Consider the following 22,312-nt stretch of genomic DNA (forward strand, 5'->3'; position numbering starts at 1 on the left):
GAAAAATGTTACACAGGAAATTACCGCTAATAATACAATGGTAATTTCCTGTTTTTATAAATTTAAAATTATTTAGAGTATTCCTTTTAAATATATTTAGTAATCAAAAAGTATTTTGAAATTATTATTAATTACACAGGTGTTTTATCCAGATACTGTTTCAGTTTCACAACATTTATGGGATTTAGCCGAGCATTTACAAAATAACGGACATGAAATTTCTGTTTTTACTAGTAAATATCCCTATGAAGAAAAAAACACAAAATATTCTGATTTTGAGGTTATAAATGGGATCAAGATATATCGAATTAGTCAGTCTAAACTAGGTAAAGGAAATCCTTTTTTTCGAATAATTGATTTCTTTACTTTTAGTTTTAATATAGGTATCAAATTATTATTTGTTAAGAAAAATAAATATGATGTTATATTGGGGACTACTGTTCCTCCTTTATTGTCTTTTTTAGGGGTTGTAATATCAAAATTTAATAAAATACCATTCTATTATTGGGTTATGGATTTACAGCCTGAATTGTCTATAGCTTCTCATTTGATCAAAAAAGATTCTTTGGCGGCTAAGTTTTTTACAACCATTGGGAATTATAGTATAAAAGAATCTAAAAAGATTATATCTCTCGATAAATTTATGACTGAATATTTGATTGGAAGAGGAGCTGAAAAAAAGGATGTTTTTACTATTCCTGTTTGGCCTGTAATTGATAAAATATATGAAGGAAAGAGAAATGAAAATCCTTTCAGAATTGAAAATGATTTCGGAGATAAAATTGTAATAATGTATTCAGGGAATCATGCTTATGTACATCCTTTAGACACTTTGTTAAATGTTACAAAATTATTAGAGAACGATAATCGTTTTTTGTTTGTTTTTGTAGGGGGAGGCGTTAGGAAAAAAGATGTTTCTGATTTTAAATTTAATAATAAATTAGAAAATATAATTCAACTCCCTTTTCAACCAAGAGAAAATATTCACAATTCATTAGGAGCATCTGATGTACAGGTTGTTATAATGGGAAATAATCAAGTAGGTTTTACTCATCCAAATAAAATTTATGGGGCAATGTTTGTTGGAAAACCTATTTTGTATATAGGTCCAAAGCAATCTCATGTGACTGAAATAATTTCAGATTTAGATGGAAATATAATGGCTGATCATAATGATGAAAACACTATTGTGAATGGTTTGTTAGAGTTTGCAAATTTAAATGACACCCAAAAAGAAGAGATTGGTTTGAATAATCTTAAATACGTTAATGACAACTTTTCTCCAACAATTCTAAAAAATAAAATGTTAGAAGCTATTGTAAATTTATTCAAACTATAAATATTGCATTTAAATTATTATGAAAATTATCATCACAGGAGCTAAAGGATTTGTTGGAACTAATCTTATGACCTATTTACAACATTCATATGTGATGCAATCATTGAGTGTTAGGTACATCCCCAATCAGCAAATTGAGATAAAAGGTGATGTAATTATTCATTTAGCTGGTAAAGCTCACGATTTAAAAAAAGTGTCCAATCCGCAGGATTATTACGAAGCTAATTTTGAGTTAACCAAGCAACTTTTTGATGCTTTTTTAGCTTCGGAGTCGGCTGTTTTTATTTTCATGAGTACAGTAAAAGCAGTGGCAGATGAAGTAAAGGGGATATTGAGCGAAGACGAAATACCAAATCCTAAAACCCATTATGGTATTGCCAAACATCAAGCAGAGCAATACATTTTGAACCAGAAATTACCGGAGGGAAAGCGCGTTTATATACTTAGACCCTGTATGATTCATGGTGCTGGAAACAAAGGGAACCTCAATTTATTGTACCAATTGGTTGTTAAAGGACTGCCTTGGCCTTTGGGAGCTTTTGAAAATCAGCGTTCTTTTTTGAGTATTGAAAATCTTTGTTTTGTGATTAAAGAATTACTAGGGAATACTTCTATTCCTTCGGGAGTGTATCAAGTAGCAGATGATGATGTCTTGTCTACAAACGAATTGATTCAATTAATAGGAAAGGTTTTGGATAAAAAAAGTAGAATACTCAATTTATCAAAAAATGCGATAAGCTTGCTGGCTAAATTAGGGGATTATCTGCATTTACCCTTAAATTCAGAACGTTTACAAAAGTTAACCGAGAATTATGTGGTAAGTAATCAAAAAATAATAAAGACTATTGGGAAAGAGTTGCCTATTTCTTGTGAAGAAGGCTTGATAATGACTTTTAGATCATTTAAGAAATAAAAGACAATAAAAATAAAATAATGACAGAAACTAAAAGTAACACCTATGTCCTCATTATGGCAGGTGGTGTGGGAAGTCGGTTTTGGCCAAAGAGTCGTAATCACTTTCCGAAACAGTTTATAGACATATTGGGAATTGGGAAATCGTTGTTGCAACTCACTTACGAACGATTTGAAAAAATCTGTCTTAAGGAAAATATCTATATACTGAGCAATCAGCAATATTTGGGTTTGATACAGGAACAACTGAGCGGTATAGCAGTAAGCAATATTTTACTGGAACCAAGTCGCAACAACACCGCACCTTGTATTGCCTATGCTTCCTATAAAATCCTAAAACAGAATCCGGATGCAAATATAGTAGTTGCACCATCAGATCATTTGATTTTGAAGGAAACGGAGTTTTTGAGTAAAATTGAGCAAGCCCTTGATTATACCGCAGCAAATGATGCTTTGGTTACTCTAGGGATTAGCCCTACACGACCAGATACCGGTTATGGGTATATTAATTTTCAAAAAGAGGGGATTGATGGGGTGCACCAAGTGGAGAAATTTTTAGAAAAACCTGTTTTAGAAAAAGCTCAAGAATATTTGGTAAGTGGTGATTATTTATGGAATGCAGGGATTTTTATTTGGCGCGCCCAAAGCATCCAAACTGCTTTTCAAAAATATGCCTCGGAAATAGACGTCTTGTTTTCCAAAGGGAATGAAGTTTATAACACTAGTGCCGAAGTTGATTTTATAAACGAGAATTATCCTAAAAGTCCGAATATTTCCATTGATTATGCGATATTGGAAAAAGCGGATAATGTCTTTACCCTTCCCGCCGATATCGGTTGGTCAGATTTGGGCACTTGGGCTTCTTTACATGACGTTGCAGAAAAAGACAATGATAATAATGCTTTGAGTGTAGATCATTTGCATCTAGAAGATACTCAAAATTGCATTATTCATTTGCCTAAAGGAAAAGCGGCCGTAATTAAAGGATTGGAAGATTTTATTGTGGTTGATGATGGTAAAGTATTGTTGATTTATCCAAAAGGGAATGAACAGGAGATAAAGGCAGTCGCAGGGAAGATGGTGGTTGAGTTTGGGGAGGAGTATTTGTAGAAGTGAATAGTGAATAGTGAATAGTGAATAGTGAATAGTGAATGGTGAATGGTGAATGGTGAATGGTGAATGGTGAATGGTGAGTTGTGAATGGTGAGTTGCGTTTTTAAAAGTTTAAAAGGTTGCACTATTTAATGTTGTTAAAAAATAGGTATTTGAGAAGTGGAGGTCTTTCCATGCAAAAGCTGAATTACGGGATTTGAATTAGCTTTTGGTGATGTTCCCTTTGGCAGTATAACAAGATTTTGGCTCTCGACTGTACTTCGACTTCGCTCCGTACAAATTTTTCTGGATCAATACCATTAAGATTAAGGATTTCTTGCTAGAATTATTCTAAATGCAGCTCTCGCAAAGGCGCAGAGACGCAAAGAAAACGGTTTTAGACTTTGCACCTTAATGGCTCTGCCAGAAAAATCAAAGTTTAACTTAATGAGTTTGCGCTCGAGGAGACAGGTGAGTTGTGAGATGAGAGAAGTGAGTTCTCGGTTGTCAGTTTAAAGGTTTAAAACTGTTTAATGGCTTCAGAGTTTAAAGTTGTTTAAGTTCCAGTATGGGATTGAATTATTTATATATTGAAGGTATTTCAATTCAAATGTTGTATTGCGGGATTTGATTATTGGAGCGGAGTTCGTTGTGAGGACGCTTCCTTTTTCAGTAGGACAAGATTCTGGAATGTTATATTTTATTAAATAAAAAACATGTATGTCAGAAAATAATAAGATCCCTAAATTAATCAAAGGCGGAATTCATACCGACCAAAGAGGGCAGATTTCCTATGTTAACGATATGAAATTTGATGCTATTGAGCGGTTTTATATCATTAGTAATTCGGCTGAGAATCCTTTGCGGGCTTGGCAGGGGCATAAAATAGACAATAAATATTTTTATTGCATTCAAGGTACTGTAAGAGTGCATTATGTAAAAATAGACCACTGGGAATCGCCTTCGAAAGATTTGAAAGTTGAAAGTATTGTTCTTAGTGCTGATCAAAGCAATGTTCTTCATATTCCGGAAGGTTATGCCAATGCCATTGAATCGCTGGAAGTGGGGTCTAAATTGATTTCGTTTTCTACTTTACCGCTAGACCGAACTTCGGAAGATGATGTGCGGTTTGATAGTGATATGTGGGAGTTAGTGAATAGTGAGAAGTGAGTGGTGAATAGTGAATAGTGAGTGTGAATAGTTAGAAGTTACTTTTAAAAAGATAAAAAATTATAATATGAACATAGAGCAAACTTATATTAAGGATTTAGTTATACTGACTCCTGATGTATTTGAGGACGAAAGGGGTTATTTTTTTGAGGCCTACAACAAAAATAAATTGAGTGGGTTGGGAATTGATATTGAATTTGTGCAGGACAATCAATCCTTTTCACAAAGGGGAACTTTGCGGGGTTTGCATTACCAGAATCCGCCTTTTGCTCAAACTAAATTAGTTCGAGTATTACAGGGAGAGATAATGGATGTTGCTGTCGATCTAAGGAAAGACTCCCCTACTTACGGGAAACATTTTGGAATCAAATTAACAGCCGAAAACAAAAAACAATTGTTAGTTCCACAAGGTTTTGCCCATGGATTTTCGGTATTGAGTGAAACCGCTGTAGTGCTTTATAAGTGCGATCAGTTTTATAATAAAGCCAGCGAAGGGGGTATCCGTTTTGATGATACAACTTTAAACATCGATTGGGGAATGGATTTAAAAGATGCTATTGTATCCGGAAAGGATTTGGTTTTACCTGATTTTGCAGGGTGTAATAGTGAGTTTTAAGTTGGTAGTGAATAGTTAGTAGTTAGTCGTGAATAGTTAGTCGTGAATAGTTAGTCGTGAATAGTTAGTCGTGAATAGATAGTCGTGAATAGATAGTCGTGAATAGTTAGTGGTGAATAGTTAGTAGTTAGTCGTGAATAGTTAGTAGTTAGTCGTGAATAGTTAGTGGTGAATAATGAAGAGTGAATATTGACTGTCTATTTGCTAAAATAAATTTTCTGTATATAAATTATGAAAAAAATATTAATTACCGGTGCCAATGGGCAATTGGGTTCTGAATTGAATGTTCTGTCAAAAATATATAACCAATTTGAATGGGTTTTTACGGATCGAGAAGAGTTGGATTTGTGTAATTTGGAGAATTTAGCTGCCGAATTAACAAATATAAAACCGGACTATATCGTTAATTGCGCAGCTCACACTGCTGTGGATCGAGCCGAATCAGAATATGAATTGTCTGATGTTTTGAATCATAAATCCGTTGCTGTACTGGCAAATTGGAGTAAAAACAACACTTGTAAATTGATTCATATTTCCACCGATTATGTTTTTGACGGTACTGCGGCAACTGCTCTAAGTGAGTCAGCTCCCACAGGTCCGATTAATGTGTATGGAGTGACCAAATTGGCTGGGGAAAAAGCGTGCATGGAGGAAAATCCATCAGCTATTATCATCAGAACTTCTTGGGTATATTCTAGTTTTGGAGCCAATTTTGTAAAAACAATGTCAAGATTAATGCAAGAAAGAGATTCTTTGAATGTTGTCAATGATCAAATAGGAAGCCCAACTTATGCGGCCGATTTGGCACAAGCTATAATGACAATTATTACGCATCCAAATTGGGAAGCTGGCATTTATCATTTTTCGAATGAGGGAGCAATTAGTTGGTATGAATTTGCTTTGGCCATTCAGGAAATTGGTGGTTTTGATTGTGCTGTCAGCGGTATTCCATCTTCGGCTTATCCAACACCAGCAAAACGCCCTCAATATTCATTATTGGACAAAACCAAAATTAAAGCTACTTTTGGGGTAGTTGTTCCGGGATATAGGGAGAGTTTGGTGAAGTGTATGGAGCAACTAATTAGTACGAATTAAAAACGAATTTAACGAATTCTACTAATGGATAAAATACTTTTTAAGGAAGAGAGTTTTAAAATTATTGGTGCTTGTATGAAAGTACATCGTTCATTAGGAGTAGGATTCTTGGAGGCGGTTTATGAAGAAGCATTAGAGAAAGAATTTTTGATTCAAAATATTCCTTTTAAAAGACAGCTGAAATTGGAATTATATTATGAAAATGTGAAATTGAGTAAGTATTATAGAGCAGATTTTGTTTGCTATGATGGAATTGTTTTAGAAATTAAAGCTGTAGTCCATATTCCAGATATATTCTACGCGCAGTTGAGAAATTATTTAAAATGTACCAATATGGAATTGAGTATGCTAATTAATTTTGGTATGCCATCATTGAATTATAAAAGAATAATTAATTTGAAAAATTCGGATTAATTCGTAAAATTAGAAGAACTATGAAAGGAATAATACTTGCTGGAGGATCGGGTACTCGTTTGCATCCGTTAACGCTTGCGATGAGTAAGCAAATGATGCCTGTTTATGATAAACCAATGATTTATTATCCATTGTCGACATTGATGATGGCTGGTATCAATGAAATATTGATTATTTCGACACCGCATGATTTGCCTAATTTCAAAAAATTATTAGGAGATGGATCGGCAATAGGATGTAAATTCAGTTATGCGGAACAAGCAATTCCAAATGGTTTGGCGCAAGCATTTGTGATTGGAGAAGACTTCATTGGTTCGGATTCTGTTGCTTTGGTATTAGGAGATAATATTTTCTTTGGAGCCAATATGCATGAATTATTGCAATCGAATACCAATCCTGAAGGGGGAGTTGTTTTTGCTTACCATGTTTCGGATCCAGAGCGATATGGTGTTGTAGAATTTGATAAAAATCTGAAAGCGCTATCTATCGAGGAAAAACCTTTAGTCCCAAAATCAAATTATGCGGTTCCAGGGTTGTATTTTTATGACAATTCAGTAGTGGAAATAGCAAAAAATATTCAACCTAGTGCCAGAGGAGAATATGAAATTACCGATGTGAATAAAGTGTATTTGGAACAAGGTAAATTGAAAGTTGGAATTTTGAGCCGTGGTACCGCTTGGTTGGATACCGGAACTTTTAACAGTTTGATGCAAGCAGGACAATTTGTACAGGTTTTGGAAGAACGTCAAGGATTGAAAGTAGGTTGTATTGAAGAAATTGCTTGGAGGCAAGGTTTTATAACTGAGGATCAACTAAGAGAATTGGCCGAGCCTTTGAAAAAGTCGGGGTATGGAGAGTATTTATTGGGGCTTTTGAAATATAAAATTTAGTTCAGGGAATAGCAGCAGACAGAATTTAGATTGCAGTATTTAATTCTATAAATAACAGTATTTGTTAAAATAAATTTTCAAACCATATTAGTCATGTAAGTTTTTAGGCTGAATAATGCTAAGTAAAAACTAAGTCCATTTAAGTAAATACAAAACTTTTTTTACTTTAACTAATATTTGGAAAGCTAGTTTTCTTTTTCTTTTATGACTTATATGTTTCAAAATTAATTGCTTTTTAAAATAGAATTTAGCGGAATGCAGAAAACGGATAACCGATAACCTCCTATAATGAATTACATTACCTTACTTTTTTTATTTATTGGTGTTGAATTGCTTTATTTCAAGATTGCCGATTTTTATAATATTATTGACAAACCCAATAGCCGTTCTTCGCATACATCAATAACATTGCGCGGGGGAGGAGTTATTTTTCCTATAGCGATTTTAACAGCTTGCATCCTGGGATATGTTTCTTGGACATTAACAGTTGCGGTACTTTTGGTGGCAATTGTTAGCTTTATTGACGATATAAAACCTTTATCTCAATTGCCCAGATTTGCTTCTCATGCTATAGCTATTGGCTTGGTTTTTTATGATTTGAATTTGTTTACTCAAGCACTTTGGCTTTTGCCTATTGTTTTTATCTTATTAATCGGATGGGTGAATGCGTTTAATTTTATGGATGGCATCAACGGGATAACTGTAATGTATGCCTTTGTAGTTATTGTTAGTTTTTCTTTTTTAGAAATAAATAAAGAGAGTCTTCCGTTATTATGGACTATGGGATTGTCTTGTTGTGCTTTTGGAATTTTTAATGTTCGGAAAAAAGCCAAAACATTTGCCGGTGATGTTGGAAGTATTAGTATGGCTTTGTTCTTGGGCTTTTTTATGATAAAAACGATTTTGGTTTCGGGTCAAGTTGGTTATCTCCTTTTTTTATCCGTGTATGGAATTGATGCCGTTATTACCATTTTTACACGAATAAAAAAGAAAGAAAATATTTTGGAACCCCACCGTTCTCATTTGTACCAATATTTGGCGAATGAATTAGGCTATTCCCATATTCTAGTTTCTTTTATGTATGCCTTTATCCAGCTACTGATTAATGTACTGTTGATTTTTTTAGATTCAAAAGGCAGTTTGTCTCTACCTATTGTGATTTGCTTATTGTTGTTTCAAATTACAATTTATGTATGGATTAGAAGCCGAGTGGTTCAGAAAATTAATTTGACATAGATTTACTGATTGTGGGACAAAAAGATCATTTTCTTACTTCTAGATTATATTTTAAGTCAATGTTAAAGCGTGTTTTTGATATTGGATTTTCTATTCTAATGCTTTTTGTGTTTTCGTGGTTGCTTTTGACTGCTTGGTTCTTGGCTGTTATCGATACTCAAACAAATGGGATTTTTACACATGATCGTATTGGCCAATTTGGGAGAAAGTTTAAAATTTACAAATTGAGAACAATACAAATTAATTCAGATGGTGAAGGGAAAGGTATAAAAATTTCAAAAATTGGTCAACTACTTCGAAATTACAAATTAGATGAGTTGCCTCAGTTTTTTAATGTTTTGAAAGGAGAAATGAGTGTTGTAGGTCCAAGGCCTGATATTGAGGGCTATTACGATTTATTAGAAGGCGAGAATCGGAAAATTTTGGATTTAAAACCAGGATTAACCAGCTTGGCTTCTTTAAAATATTACAATGAAGACAAACTTTTGGATATTCAAGAAAATCCTTTGCGATATAATGACGAAGTATTATTTCCGGATAAATTAAAACTGAATTTGGCTTATTACCATCACCAGAGTTTGTATGAAGATTTAAAGATTATTGTCGCAACTGGAAGATTTGTAGTTGTAAAAATTATAAGTTAAATCTTAATTTTGTAATTCTTTATTTTTTTATTGTTCAAAATAGGTCTAAAATTGATTTAATTAAGGCGTTGCATTTTTGTTAAATGGTTGTAGATAGTCATTTTATGTGTTTCGTCAGAAATGTAATATTCTATAGTGTAATTTTACTTCTAGATGTATTTTAATTTGTAATTTTGTATTCTTCCTTTGTTTCTTTTAAGAAAATAAAAAACGCTAAAAAATGAATGAAAATTCCCTTTATTCTGGATTTTTGTCAAGAGCCAATTTGAGATTAAGCATTCGTAATTTGAGTTACCTGCCAAGGTGGATTATCGTTATGATTGATTTTTCGGTATTGATAATTACCTTTTTCTTTACCCTCCTTATTTTTAGAGGAACAGGATTAAAATACATTAATACAACTCATGATGTCTTTTTTATTACTTGCTTTTTTGGAACCAATATTTTCTTTTTTTGGTTGTTTAGAACCTATTCGGGTATAATACGACATTCTTCCTATATAGATGCAGTGAAACTTTTGTTTTCGCAAATGTCGGTATTGGTTGTTTTTTTGGTGTTTAACTTTGCTTATGAGTTGCTAAATGATGAACGAATATTCTTGACTACAGCGCTTTTTATCAATGTGGTGTTGTCGTTTTGTGGTTTGTTTTTGTATCGTGTCGTGGTCAAGCAAACTTTCGAAATGTATTTGTCTGAGAAAAGCGCTACCAAATTAATACGAACTATAATTTACGGAACAGACGCCAACGCGATTTCGGTTGCGAATGCTTTGAAATTTGAAACGCCAACTCGTTTTAAGATTGTGGGTTTTGTGGATCGAAACAACCAAAATGCTTCAAAGCGTATGTTGGATTTACCCATTTTGGTTCAAAAGAAAAAACTACCTTCATTAATGCGTTCAGTAGGAGCTGAAGCAGTTATTATGGCCGATAAAAGTTTAGGGAAAGAAGAGCAATTGGTGATAGTAGATCAATGTTTGGAATTTAATTATAGAGTTTATACAGTGCCTTTGATTACGGACTGGGAAAATCAGAAAGAAATTTCACAAAAGGTAAAAAATATACAGATTGAAGATTTATTAGAGCGAAAACCAATTGTTTTAGACAATAAATCCATTTCGAAGCAACTCAAAGATAAAACGGTTTTAATTTCGGGAGCAGCAGGTTCTATTGGAAGTGAAATTGTAAGACAGGTTTTAACTTTTAATCCCAAAAGAGTAATTATATTAGATCAGGCTGAAACTCCTTTGCATCATTTGAGTCTTGAATTGGAAAAATTGCATTCGAAATCAAAGATTCATCATGTTATTGCCGATGTTCGAAATAAGGAGGCGATGAACAGGGTTTTTAAAACCTTTAAACCACAAGTTGTTTATCATGCTGCCGCTTATAAACACGTGCCATTGATGGAAGAAAATCCTTCACAAGCGATTTTGACCAATATAGAAGGAACCAAAAATCTAGCTGATTTATCCTGTGAATATGAAGTGATTAAGTTCGTTATGGTTTCTACTGATAAAGCGGTTAATCCGAGTAATGTTATGGGAGCCAGCAAACGAATTGCTGAAAAATACGTGCAATCTTTGCAGATTAAAAATATAAAAGAGAACAAACTCAATGCTACAAAATTCATTACCACTCGTTTTGGAAATGTTTTGGGATCAAATGGCTCCGTAGTTCCTTTGTTTACGAAACAAATTGCAAATGGAGGTCCAGTAACGATTACTCATCCTGATATTATTCGTTATTTTATGACCATCCCAGAAGCTTGTCAACTGGTATTGGAAGCTGGTGCCATGGGGAATGGAGGAGAGATTTATATTTTTGATATGGGGAAACCAGTTAAAATTTTGGATTTGGCCAAAAAAATGATCAAACTGGCCGGATTTATTCCTGATAGAGATATAAAAATTGATATTGTGGGATTGCGACCCGGAGAAAAATTATATGAAGAGTTGTTAAACGATACGGCAAAAACAATTCCTACTTATCATGAAAAAATAATGATTGCTGAAGAAATTCAAGATGAGTTTGAGAATTTGCATGTTGACATAAATGAACTGATAGGAATTGCTAATTACTTTGACAATGATGATATTGTTGCTAAAATGAAAGTTATCGTTCCAGAGTTTAAAAGCATGAATTCCACTTTTGAAATTTTAGATAAATAAAATTTTAAAATTAAGATATAGAAAAGGTTTACAAGGGATGTCCTTGTAAACCTTTTTTGATTATGAAAGTTTTTTTGTCTGGTGGGAGGTTTTGAGTTTTGGGGTGTTAGTTGTTAAAGGTTTAATGATTCTTCACTAATTGGGAGGGTCTGAATAGTTAAAAAAAGCAAACACTATTCTTTAATGATTACATTTGCGGTTTTATTTAAATCAGTGACAATTACCAATTTTAGTTCCAAAATAATGAGCAGTAGTAATACCCCAAATACGGAATGGCTGTTTGAGATAACGCCCAAGAATAAATTTTTCTCTTTGAATCTTAGAGAGGTTTGGCAATATCGCGATTTGCTTTTTCTTTTTGTAAAAAGAGATATTGTTACCGTATACAAACAAACGGTTTTGGGGCCATTATGGTACTTGATACAGCCGTTGTTTACTTCGATTACCTTTACCATAATTTTCAATACCGTTGCCGGAATTAATACGGGAACTGTGCCTCCATTTTTATTTAATTTGGCCGGGATTACGGTTTGGAATTATTTCACAGCCTGTCTCAACGGGACTTCCGATACGTTTAGAAGTAATGCAAACATCTTTGGTAAAGTTTATTTTCCTCGAATTATAGTTCCAATTTCTATTGTAATTTCCAATTTGCTAAAATTTGGAATTCAGTGTGGCATCTTTATTGTTTTTTATCTTTTTTATTATTTTAAAGGAGCCGATATCAGTTTGAATGCTACGGTTGTGTTTTTCCCTTTATTAATTCTATTAATGGGAGTTCTAGGGTTAGGATTAGGCATGTTGATTTCGTCTTTGGTTACCAAATATAGGGACTTTAATTATTTGATAGGTTTTGGGGTACAATTGTTGATGTATCTCTCGGCAGTAATGTATCCTATGGCTTTATTACAGGAAAAAATGCCAAATTATAGTTGGTTAATTCAATATAATCCGTTGGCTTATATTATAGAAACAGCGCGCTATATGTTACTCAATGTAGGGCAAATCTCTATCTTGGGATTGGTATATACTTTTTTGGTAACGGTTGGTGTATTTTTTGTAGGATTGTTAATTTTTAATAAGACTGAGAAGAGTTTTATAGATACGGTGTAGGTGAATGGTGAGTGGTGAATAGTGTGTGGTGAGAAGTGAGTGGTGAGAAGTGAATGGTGAGTGGTGAGAAGTGAATGGTGAATGGTGAATTGTGAATAGTGAGAAGTGAGTGGTGAGTGGTGAGAAGTGAATGGTGAGTGGTGAATGGTGAATGGTGAGAAGTGAATAGTTAGAAGTGAATGGTGAATAGTGAGTGGTGAGTGGTGAGAAGTGAGTGGTGAGAAGTGAATGGTGAATGGTGAGAAGTGAGAAGTGAGAAGTGAGAAGTGAGAAGTGAGAAGTGAGAAGTGAGAAGTGAGAAGTGAGAAGTGAGAAGTGAGTGGTGAGAAGTGAATAGTTAGAAGTTAGAAGTTAGAAGTTAGAAGTTAGAAGTGAATGGTGAGTAGTGGGAGGTGTATAGAAAATTATTAAGGTTAAAATAACTTGAATGGATCATAAAGAATTAGATGTTTGGAAAAAAAGTATGGACTTGGTTGAGTCAATTTATACTCTTACTCAGCGATTTCCAGATGTTGAAAAATATGGTTTAACGAGTCAAATGAGAAGGGCTGCGGTTTCGATTCCATCAAACATAGCTGAAGGTGCTGCTCGAAAAGGGAATAAAGAATTATTACAGTTTCTGTATATTGCTATTGGTTCGCTTTCTGAATTGGAGACGCAATATCTTATTGCAATACGATTGACTTTTATAGAAAAAGAGGAGGTTTTGGAAAAACAAATGATTGAAGTGAAAAAGCTTTTATTAGGATTTAAGAATTATATAAGTAAAGTGTAGTTAGAAGAGAGTAGTTAGAAGTGAATAGTGAGAGGTGAATAGTGAGGGGTGAATAGTGAGGGGTGAATAGTGAGGGGTGAATAGTGAGGGGTGAATAGTGAGGGGTGAATAGCGAGAGGTGAATAGCGAGAGGTGAATAGTGAGAGGTGAATAGCGAGAGGTGAATAGTGAGAGGTGAATAGTGAGGGGTGAATAGTGAGAAGAGAGAAGTAATCGCGGCTCTTACGGAGTATTAATGAAACGAGAATTATATTGTATATAAAAAAAGAGTAAGGTGAAGCGTAATTGTGAATAGTATGAAGGCAATCTCTATTCACTATTCACTATTCACGGCTCACGAATTATGAAAGATATTATATTAAAAGCTGAAAACATATCCAAACAATACCGCTTGGGTCAAGTAGGTACGGGAACTTTAAGCCATGACTTAAATCGTTGGTGGCATCAAGTACGTGGAAAGGAAAATCCCTACTTGAAAATTGGTGATACCAATGACCGCTCTACTAAGGGAACCAGTGAGTATGTTTGGGCTTTGCAGGACATTAATTTTGAAGTAGAGCGAGGTGAAGTTCTGGGAATCATTGGGAAAAATGGAGCAGGAAAATCTACCTTATTAAAAATATTATCTAAGGTGACTGCACCCACCACAGGAAGCATTAAATCTCGTGGGCGTATTGCCTCGCTGCTTGAAGTAGGTACGGGTTTTAATCCGGAGTTGACTGGTAAAGAAAACATATACTTGAACGGAGCCATTCTCGGAATGACCAAAAAAGAAATTGCCTCCAAGCTTGACGAGATTGTTGAATTCTCCGGTTGCGAACGCTACATAGACACTCCCGTAAAGAGGTATAGTAGTGGTATGACCGTACGTTTGGCTTTTGCCGTGGCTGCTTTTCTAGAGCCTGAAATTTTGGTGATAGATGAGGTATTGGCCGTTGGCGATGCCGAGTTCCAGAAAAAAGCCATTGGCAAAATGCAGGATATATCGAAAGGGGAAGGGAGAACGGTTTTGTTTGTGAGTCATGATTTAAGTGCAATAAGCACTCTTGCTACAAGAACTATTGTTTTGAAAAATGGTAATATTTTTGCCATTGAAGAAACTAATAAAGCAATATCAATTTATTCTTCGATGGAGCAAGATGATAAGGTTTTTGTTCAAAAGGAAGTTATTGGTAAACCTTCAGTAACTAAAGTAGAAGTAATCACTTCTGAAGGAGGAACATTACAAGCAAATGGAAAATCTTTAATGATTAATTTCGAGATATCAATGCCTAAGGAAAATTACGAAAATTTGTCTGTTTCATTTCAAATTTTTGATAGTTTAAATAAGGCTATTATATACAATTATATTTTTGATAAAGATATTCCTATATGTCGGAGAAAAGGGGTAAATAAAATATGTTTTGAATTTTCAAATTTAAGATTATATAAAGGGAATTATTATATTAAAGTACATTTAGCTAATTCTAAAACAAGGATAAAGTATCAAGAATTTGATTGTTGTGGTTTTCAAGTTGAAATGATTGACAAGAGAGAGCCGGAATGGGGTTGGCAAAATAATGTTTGTCAATATATAGATGAAGGAAAATGGAATTATTAAGAAGTATGTAAATTATTACTTAAATGATGGAAAAAAAACATATTGAAGATTGGTTTATAAATCTTAATTCAAATAAAATGCTTTTGTCATTTTATTTAATTAGGAAATCATTACTTAATGCTGTTATCGAATTAAAACCAATTATACATGGGCGTGTTCTAGATTTAGCATGTGGAGTAATGCCATATAAAGATTTTTTAAATAATAGTAATATTGAAACTTATATTGGTGTTGATTTGGAATCAACAGAATATCATAATACTATTAAACCTGATTATTATTGGGATGGAAAGAAAATCCCATTGGATGATGCTTCAGTAAACTTCGTCATTGCAACCGAATTTTTAGAGCATTATTTTGATACAAAGCATATCCTTCAAGAAATTAATAGAGTACTGAAACCTGGGGGGACATTCTTTTTTACAGTGCCTAATGTATGGCCGCTTCATGAATCTCCTTTTGATTACCATAGATTTACACCAAATGCATTAGACGAACATTTTAAAATGTCAAAATTTTCTTCATGGGAAATTAAACCACTAGGAGGATTTCATTATCATGTAGCTTTAACTTTAGCGTTATGGAATGATTTTCAATTGTCCAAAAAGTATAGAATAATAATTAAACCTTTTTTGTTTTTTTTTACTAATCTATTGATAAAGAAAGATAAAAGAAAATCCAATTTCAGTAATGGTGAAATGTATTCTGGTCTATATGGTTTTGTAATTAAATAGAAAAAGTAAATTAATACTATGCATCCAATTTTATCCATAATTATACCTTGTTATAATTCTGAAGCAACTTTAGAAAGCACTTTGGAGTCTGTTTTAAATCAAGATTTTCAAGAGTGGGAAGCTATAATTGTTAATGATGGCTCAATTGATTTAACCGAAGAGATTGCTTTAAAATGGGCAAATCGTGATAAGAGGTTTAAATATTTTTCAAAGCAAAATGAGGGTTTAGGTAAGACTAGAAATTTTGGCATTTTAAAAGCAAAAGGGAAATATATTTTACCTTTGGATTCAGATAACTTAGTAGCGAATGATTTTGCAAAGGAAGCGATAGCAATTTTAGAAAATAATAATGAAATTGGTGTGGTTCATGGTGATGCAGAATATTTTGGTGAAAAATCGGGCTTATGGAAAGTGGATGAATTTGAAATGTCAAAAATGCTTATCGGTAATTATATTGATGCTTGTGCAATTTACAGAAAAAAAAATTGGGTAGACGTTGGAGGTTATGACGAGAATATGCCATATCAAGGTCATGAAGACTGGGGTTTTTGGATAGCTTTAGGGGTTTTAAACGTTGAATTTTATCATTTAAATAAAATTACTTTTAAGTATAGAGTGACTAGAAATTCTATGATCCATTCATTTACTGAAAAAATGCTTGAACTTAATAATGAGTATGTTATAAAAAAATATTCTAAATTGTATCAATTACAACTTAAAGCCATTTATCATGATATGAAATCAAAAGAAAAATCTTTTAATATAAAATTAAGAAGTGAGAAATTTGTACTTAAATTGTTTTTAAACACCTTATTAAGATGTCAAATTTTTAGAATAAATTAATATTATACATTTTTGTCATTTGAAACCGTTAATCTCAATTATCATCCCAAACTACAACCATTCCAAATATTTGGAGCAGTGATTGGAGAGTGTTTTTAATCAAACCTATTCCAATTTTGAAGTGATATTATTGGATGATTTTTTAAATCGGTTTTTACTTGTAGAATTGACAAAACAGCTTTTTATGATATTAGATGAATTAATGAAAAAAGTATTATCATGATTAAAAAGAGTCCTCTTGTTTCTATTTGTATACCAACTTATAATGGGAGCAAGTTTATTTTAGCAGCAATTGAATCTGCAATACAACAAAGTTATAATAATATTGAAATTATTATTTCGGACGATAATTCAAAGGATGCCACTTTAGAAATTATAAAATTACGATTAGGAAAAGCTTCTATTCCATATTTTATTTTCCATCATATTCCTCAAGGTATTGGAGAAAATTGGAATAATTGTGTTAGAAATTCAAATGGAGAGTTTATAAAGTTTCTTTTTCAGGATGATGTTTTAGAAAAGGATTGTATACGAAAAATGATAGAATTAAGTTTGTTAGATAACAGAATTGGCTTGGTCTACTGTAAACGAAACATTATTTTTGATTCAGATAACATAGATCATAAGAATTGGATTGTAATAAATAAAAATCTTCATCAAAATTGGTCAAATTTGAAAATCAAAGAAGGATTTATTGAAGGGAATTTGTATTTGAAAGATCTTAATTTAATGCGAGAACCATTAAATAAAATTGGGGAACCTACAGCAGTTTTATTAAAAAAAGAATGCTTTGAAAAAGTTGGCTATTTTAGCAAAAACCTAAAACAAACACTCGATTTTGAATTTTGGTATAGAGTCATGAAATATTATAAAATAGGTTTTCTTGATGAAGAATTAGTTTGGTTTAGACTTCACCCAGAACAAGCTACTTTCAAAAATAAATTTTCATATAATGATGAAATAGCAATATTGAATAAAACATTATATAGTAAACTTTTTTGGCGATTACACCTAAATAGACAATGGAAATTATTTAAAAGTCAAAGTAAGTTAGGAGATTTCTATAGATTCATTAAAAACAAAATTAAAAGATGAAATTATTTTCTGTTGTTGTCACATTTAATGGGATGAAATGGATTGGTGATTGTTTGGCAAGCCTTTTTCAAAGCACAGTACCTATAGAAGTTATTGTGGTTGATAATAATAGTACAGATGAAACAGTTAAATACATAAAAAGTAATTTTCCAGAAGTAATCTTATTTGAGCAAAAGGAAAACCTAGGTTTTGGAAAAGCTAATAATATTGGTATGTCTTATGCTTTAAACCAAAATGCAGAATTTGTTTTTTTACTAAATCAAGATGCTAAAATTGAAAGAACAACCATTGAGGCATTAATTCAAGTTTCTAAAAAAAATAAAGATTTAGGAGTTTTGTCACCAATTCATTTAAATTGGGAAGGAGATGGTTTAGAGTTCGGTTTTTTTAATAATGAATTTTTTAAAGATTTTTTGTTATCCAATCAATTAAAAAAATTTTATATCGAGCCAAAGTTTATTAATGCGTCAGCATGGTTATTACCAATTAAGACATTGAAAATTGTAGGAGGATTTGATCCTATTTTTTTTCATTATGGAGAAGATGTCAATTACTGTCAAAGAGTAGTTTATCATAATCTCAAATTGGCAGTAGTTCCTAATGTTAAAATTTTTCATGATACCACTAATAATGGAGTTGTTAAATATAGTAGTAAGCAAATTAATGTTGCTATTTCAGATAGATATTTCAGAAATCAGGCTATAATCAAGTATGCAAATGTGAATACTGATGATGTTCTAAATTATTCAAAGTTCAAAAGGAAAATTTTATTTAGGGTAATATTTAATTTTTTAAATTTCAATATAGAAAAGGCTAAAACTGATTTAAGATATTATGGTATGCTAAAAAAAATGAATGTAAAAGAAAGTTATCAAATGAATAGAGAAGCAAAACAATCATATTTATAAAAAGTATATAATATTTAGTAAAGCAGAATGATTACTTTTCTATACCCATATCGCAACCGAGAAGTAGAACGTATTAAACGATCTTTAGATTCATTGGCACTGCAAACGGATCAGCGTTTTAAAGTGCTATTTGTGGATTATGGGTCTAAGCAAGAAATGGCCAATGATGTGGAATGTCTTTTACAATCGTATTCTTTTGTGAATTATTTTTATTTGTATACAAGATTTCAACCTTGGAATAAGAGTAAGGCTCTAAACTTTGCTATTAAAAAGTGTGACACGGATTATTGTTTTGTGGCAGATGTGGATATGATTTTTCATCCTGAGTTGGTTTCCTTACTAATTTCCAAATGTGAGGAAACGACGATTACTTATTTTAAAGTAGGATTTTTGTCAAAGTTAGAAAGCTCTAAGTCATTAGCGTTTAACAAATATCAGATAAAATTCTACACTAATCATGAGGCCACCGGGATATCTCTTTTGCCTGTTAAAAAGCTTAAAGAGGTTCAAGGATATGATGAGTTTTTTCATTTTTGGGGAGCCGAAGATACAGATTTGCATAATAGATTGCGTAGTTTAGGGTGTACTATTGCATATTTTGACACTGCGATTATGATGCTTCATCAATGGCATCCTAATTATAGAAAGAGAGAAACAAAAAGACTAAATTTAGAATTGCAACTTTCCGGTATTGTTGAACATAATCATTTGCATTTGGTTAATAATTTAGATAAAAGAGTGACTAAAGTAAACCATTGTGATTGGGGTAATTGTATTTCTTTAGAAGATTTTGATAACTTAAATAAAGTAGCAGTTATGAAGATGGATAATAATAAAACTAAAATTGATTATTTTTTGTTTCATCAATTGCCAAAGTCTAAAAATGAAATTCTTGCCATCGAGATCAAGGAAAATCAAGAGGTTAATTCATTAAAGCACAAAATAAAACAATTAATGAGGAAAAAGACAAATAGGTTTTATGATTTAAAAACTATAAATGATATGATTTTACAGCATGTAGTTTCTTTTTATCACACTCAACCTTATAGTTATCAAGTTGGTAGTGATTTGAAAACCTTGGTTTTTAAGATTAAAACATAAATGTAAATGTGGATATTTTCAGAGGAAAAAGTTTCGTTGTTTTGGTGGAGTGAAATTCATTTAACACAAAAGGCTAAAGAGAATTATGGTGATCTTATTGGGAAATATATTGTTGAAAAAATTTCCAATAGAAATGTAGTTTGGGTGCATCCTGGTAAAAGAAAACTAAAAAATACTTTTACGAAAATTTATTTTACAGTTGGTAGTATTTTAAGTCAAGTTAAGGGTAATTGTATAGTTTGGGGCAGCGGAATAATTTCTAGAGAACATAAAATTAATAAAGCTACTTTTTTGGCTGTTAGAGGACCTCAAACCAGAAAAGTATTGATTCAACAAGGGCACAATGTTCCTGAAATTTATGGAGATCCTGCATTATTGATGCCAGTTTTTTTTAAGCCCGTAGTAATTAAGAAATTTGAATTAGGAATTATTCCACACTATGTTGATTATGAAGTAGTATTATTACATTATCGAGATATAGAAAATGTTGTTGTAATCGACTTAATGACAAATGATGTAGAACAAGTTACACAATTAATTGCATCTTGTAATTCTGTAATTTCATCTTCTCTTCATGGTTTAATTGTTGCACATGCTTACAGAGTACCTGCTATTTGGGCTGAGTTTTCAAATAAAATTTATGGGGATGGTGTTAAATACCAGGATTATTTTGAATCGGTTAACTTGGTTACGCCTAAACCATTAAATTTAACAGCATTTTTTGCTTTAGATGAAATCTTGGTTAATTTTTACAAAGAGTTTACTTTGCCTAAAAAGGAAAAAATAGAAGCAATACAATCACAGTTAATGGCATGTTGTCCATTTATATAACCTAAAATGACTAAAGTTATCCTTATCTCACAAGTGCCTTTGCCATTTTCCAATATTGGAAGTTGGACCACTTTGTATAAAAATTATATAAGAGAAGAACATTTGATAGATTTCATTGTATGTCCCGAACCAAAAGTAAAATGGGATAACGTTGGCTATAGCTGTGTGGTCAATGATTTAATAACTAGGGTACAAGTAAAAGCTTCGAAGAATATTTATTTAGGATATTTTAAGGCATTGCGAAAGATTTTTAAAAAAGAAGAAAAATATATTATTCAAATCGTAGATAATTATGGCATAGTAGCACCATTGACCAATTTTTTAAATCAAACAGGAATGCGACAACAGGTGTATTTGCAATTTTTTTATCATGGTTTTTCTCCTTTTTATGGAGATCTTAGATACCGATTTTTTTTCGATACCATTGATGAGATGGTGGTGTTGACTAACGATTCTTATAAAGCACATAAGAGCTATTACACCGTTTTACCCACTCGTTTTTCGGTGTTGTATAACGGAATAGATACTACACGATTTTTTCCAGTTTCAGCTACAGAAAAATTAAAGTTAAAAACAAAAAAACAAGTAGCTGATAAAACGGTTTTTGTTTGGTGTTCACAAAATCGCCCTAAAAAAGGGCTCCATCTTATTTTAGATGCTTGGAAGAGAATTTATAAAAACCGCCGAGATATTGTGTTGTGGGTGATAGGTTGTGAGATCAAAGCGACTCAAGACGGAGTGGAATATTTAGGTAGGATTCCTAACGATGCATTACCACAATATTTTCAAGCTTCCGATTGTTATTTGTTTCCTACGCTTTGTCACGAAGGATTTGGGTTGAGTTTAATTGAAGCTTTGCATTGTGGGAATTACTGTATAGTTTCTGCTATTGGAGGTGTTCCTGAAGTAATGCAGTATGGTAAACTGGGTAGATTGATTGAAAATCCTCATTTTGTAACAGCATGGGAAAAGGCTATTTTAGATTTTATAGAAAATCGGAGAGAGGATATTAGAATTGATTCAGATCTATATTCCTCTAAAAGTTGGAATATTGGCATGAATGAAATTATTACCAATGCTAAAATTACATTGAATTCATAAAATAGACATGATAAAAATAATTAAAACTTTTATTCTTTCAGGAATTAATCTAGTAAAAGATAAAATTAAAGCGTTTCGAATTTACAATTTGAGATCAAAAAAAGAGTCAGATGTTAAACGTTGGAAAGAAAACGATCAATTATTCAACGACTGGAATGAAAGAACCTTGCTGTTAGGTTCATTTATTCAAATAGATAGTAAAGTGATTGAGTTTGGAGCCGGTAATATGATTTTGGAAACCTTACACTTTAAAAGATATACCCCAACTGATATTGTAAAACGGAATCCAAAAATGCTAGTTTGTAATTTAAACGAACCTATCACTATTGACTTATCGGGTTATACTGCAGCAGTTTTCAGTGGAGTTTTAGAATATGTTTATGATATTGATGCTGTGTTTTCTGAAATTTCAAATAACATTGATCAAATTGTGCTGTCATATTGTTGCTCGGATAATCTAAACATTTCAAGAATTAAAAATGGTTGGTTAAGTGATTATTCCAAAAATGAACTGGAAACAATTTTTGAAAAATACAATTATAGAATTTGTGATGAAACACAATGGAGAGGACAAACGATTTATCATCTAAAAAGGAAGGGGTAGTTTTATTAATTTCTTCGAACTAGTTTGAA

22 protein-coding genes are annotated in these 22,312 nt (G+C 32.2%); all 22 read left to right on the forward strand.

The features are described 5' to 3' along the window. Positions 1 to 115 precede the first annotated feature (115 nt). The 22 genes from OYT91_RS16875 to OYT91_RS16980 all read left to right on the forward strand — a co-directional run bounded on the left by OYT91_RS16875 (position 116) and on the right by OYT91_RS16980 (position 22,283). Positions 116 to 1,339: a glycosyltransferase family 4 protein gene (locus OYT91_RS16875; RefSeq protein WP_281238855.1), complete on the forward strand. Its 1,224-nt coding sequence runs from the start codon at positions 116 to 118 to the stop codon at positions 1,337 to 1,339. A 19-nt stretch (positions 1,340 to 1,358) separates the two neighbouring features. Next, positions 1,359 to 2,252 (forward strand): NAD-dependent epimerase/dehydratase family protein, encoded by an 894-nt coding sequence (locus tag OYT91_RS16880; RefSeq protein WP_281238856.1) that lies wholly within the window; start codon positions 1,359 to 1,361, stop codon positions 2,250 to 2,252. A gap of 20 nt (positions 2,253 to 2,272) precedes the next feature. Then, positions 2,273 to 3,361, forward strand: coding sequence for a mannose-1-phosphate guanylyltransferase (locus OYT91_RS16885; protein ID WP_281238857.1), 1,089 nt, complete (start codon positions 2,273 to 2,275; stop codon positions 3,359 to 3,361). 702 nt (positions 3,362 to 4,063) lie between these two features. Then, a complete protein-coding gene (locus OYT91_RS16890) occupies positions 4,064 to 4,513 on the forward strand; it encodes a cupin domain-containing protein (RefSeq protein ID WP_281238858.1) in 450 nt (149 codons plus the stop codon). Between the two features lie 67 nt (positions 4,514 to 4,580). Continuing rightward, complete coding sequence (gene rfbC / locus OYT91_RS16895) at positions 4,581 to 5,129, forward strand: dTDP-4-dehydrorhamnose 3,5-epimerase (protein ID WP_281238859.1); 549 nt, start codon at positions 4,581 to 4,583, stop codon at positions 5,127 to 5,129. A gap of 231 nt (positions 5,130 to 5,360) precedes the next feature. After that, entirely contained in the window at positions 5,361 to 6,224 is an 864-nt protein-coding gene (gene rfbD, locus OYT91_RS16900) for a dTDP-4-dehydrorhamnose reductase (RefSeq protein ID WP_281238860.1), read from the forward strand. A gap of 24 nt (positions 6,225 to 6,248) precedes the next feature. Next, positions 6,249 to 6,638, forward strand: coding sequence for a GxxExxY protein (locus tag OYT91_RS16905; RefSeq protein ID WP_281238861.1), 390 nt, complete (start codon positions 6,249 to 6,251; stop codon positions 6,636 to 6,638). A gap of 20 nt (positions 6,639 to 6,658) precedes the next feature. Next, positions 6,659 to 7,528 (forward strand): glucose-1-phosphate thymidylyltransferase RfbA, encoded by an 870-nt coding sequence (gene rfbA, locus OYT91_RS16910; RefSeq protein ID WP_281238862.1) that lies wholly within the window; start codon positions 6,659 to 6,661, stop codon positions 7,526 to 7,528. A gap of 288 nt (positions 7,529 to 7,816) precedes the next feature. Continuing rightward, the gene (locus OYT91_RS16915; RefSeq protein WP_281238863.1) at positions 7,817 to 8,764 is read left to right on the forward strand and encodes an MraY family glycosyltransferase; all 948 of its coding nucleotides are present in this window, start codon (positions 7,817 to 7,819) and stop codon (positions 8,762 to 8,764) included. Positions 8,765 to 8,823: 59 nt separating this feature from the next. Beyond that, positions 8,824 to 9,408, forward strand: coding sequence for a sugar transferase (locus tag OYT91_RS16920; protein WP_281238864.1), 585 nt, complete (start codon positions 8,824 to 8,826; stop codon positions 9,406 to 9,408). A gap of 220 nt (positions 9,409 to 9,628) precedes the next feature. Further along, the gene (locus OYT91_RS16925) at positions 9,629 to 11,578 is read left to right on the forward strand and encodes a nucleoside-diphosphate sugar epimerase/dehydratase (RefSeq protein WP_269223764.1); all 1,950 of its coding nucleotides are present in this window, start codon (positions 9,629 to 9,631) and stop codon (positions 11,576 to 11,578) included. Between the two features lie 243 nt (positions 11,579 to 11,821). After that, complete coding sequence (locus OYT91_RS16930; protein WP_281238865.1) at positions 11,822 to 12,691, forward strand: ABC transporter permease; 870 nt, start codon at positions 11,822 to 11,824, stop codon at positions 12,689 to 12,691. Positions 12,692 to 13,118: 427 nt separating this feature from the next. Continuing rightward, complete coding sequence (locus tag OYT91_RS16935; RefSeq protein ID WP_281238866.1) at positions 13,119 to 13,466, forward strand: four helix bundle protein; 348 nt, start codon at positions 13,119 to 13,121, stop codon at positions 13,464 to 13,466. Positions 13,467 to 13,809: 343 nt separating this feature from the next. Next, positions 13,810 to 15,066 (forward strand): ABC transporter ATP-binding protein, encoded by a 1,257-nt coding sequence (locus OYT91_RS16940; RefSeq protein ID WP_281238867.1) that lies wholly within the window; start codon positions 13,810 to 13,812, stop codon positions 15,064 to 15,066. Between the two features lie 23 nt (positions 15,067 to 15,089). Beyond that, positions 15,090 to 15,800: a methyltransferase domain-containing protein gene (locus OYT91_RS16945; RefSeq protein ID WP_281238868.1), complete on the forward strand. Its 711-nt coding sequence runs from the start codon at positions 15,090 to 15,092 to the stop codon at positions 15,798 to 15,800. A gap of 18 nt (positions 15,801 to 15,818) precedes the next feature. After that, entirely contained in the window at positions 15,819 to 16,643 is an 825-nt protein-coding gene (locus tag OYT91_RS16950; protein ID WP_281238869.1) for a glycosyltransferase family 2 protein, read from the forward strand. A 219-nt stretch (positions 16,644 to 16,862) separates the two neighbouring features. After that, positions 16,863 to 17,738 (forward strand): glycosyltransferase family 2 protein, encoded by an 876-nt coding sequence (locus OYT91_RS16955; protein WP_281238870.1) that lies wholly within the window; start codon positions 16,863 to 16,865, stop codon positions 17,736 to 17,738. Beyond that, a complete protein-coding gene (locus tag OYT91_RS16960) occupies positions 17,735 to 18,646 on the forward strand; it encodes a glycosyltransferase family 2 protein (protein WP_281238871.1) in 912 nt (303 codons plus the stop codon). The genes OYT91_RS16955 and OYT91_RS16960 overlap by 4 nt, the downstream gene beginning before the upstream one ends. A 27-nt stretch (positions 18,647 to 18,673) precedes the next feature. Further along, on the forward strand, positions 18,674 to 19,747 hold the full coding sequence (locus OYT91_RS16965) for a glycosyltransferase family 2 protein (protein ID WP_281238872.1): 1,074 nt from the start codon (positions 18,674 to 18,676) through the stop codon (positions 19,745 to 19,747). A 6-nt stretch (positions 19,748 to 19,753) separates the two neighbouring features. Beyond that, the gene (locus OYT91_RS16970) at positions 19,754 to 20,578 is read left to right on the forward strand and encodes a polysaccharide pyruvyl transferase family protein (RefSeq protein WP_281238873.1); all 825 of its coding nucleotides are present in this window, start codon (positions 19,754 to 19,756) and stop codon (positions 20,576 to 20,578) included. Positions 20,579 to 20,584: 6 nt separating this feature from the next. Continuing rightward, a complete protein-coding gene (locus OYT91_RS16975) occupies positions 20,585 to 21,679 on the forward strand; it encodes a glycosyltransferase family 4 protein (protein ID WP_281238874.1) in 1,095 nt (364 codons plus the stop codon). Between the two features lie 7 nt (positions 21,680 to 21,686). Continuing rightward, positions 21,687 to 22,283 carry a hypothetical protein gene (locus OYT91_RS16980; RefSeq protein WP_281238875.1) on the forward strand — a complete coding sequence of 199 codons (597 nt, stop codon included), beginning with the start codon at positions 21,687 to 21,689 and terminating at the stop codon, positions 22,281 to 22,283. The last annotated feature ends 29 nt before the right edge of the window (positions 22,284 to 22,312 follow it).

It is taken from the genome of Flavobacterium praedii, from assembly GCF_026810365.1.
Classification (GTDB): domain Bacteria; phylum Bacteroidota; class Bacteroidia; order Flavobacteriales; family Flavobacteriaceae; genus Flavobacterium; species Flavobacterium praedii.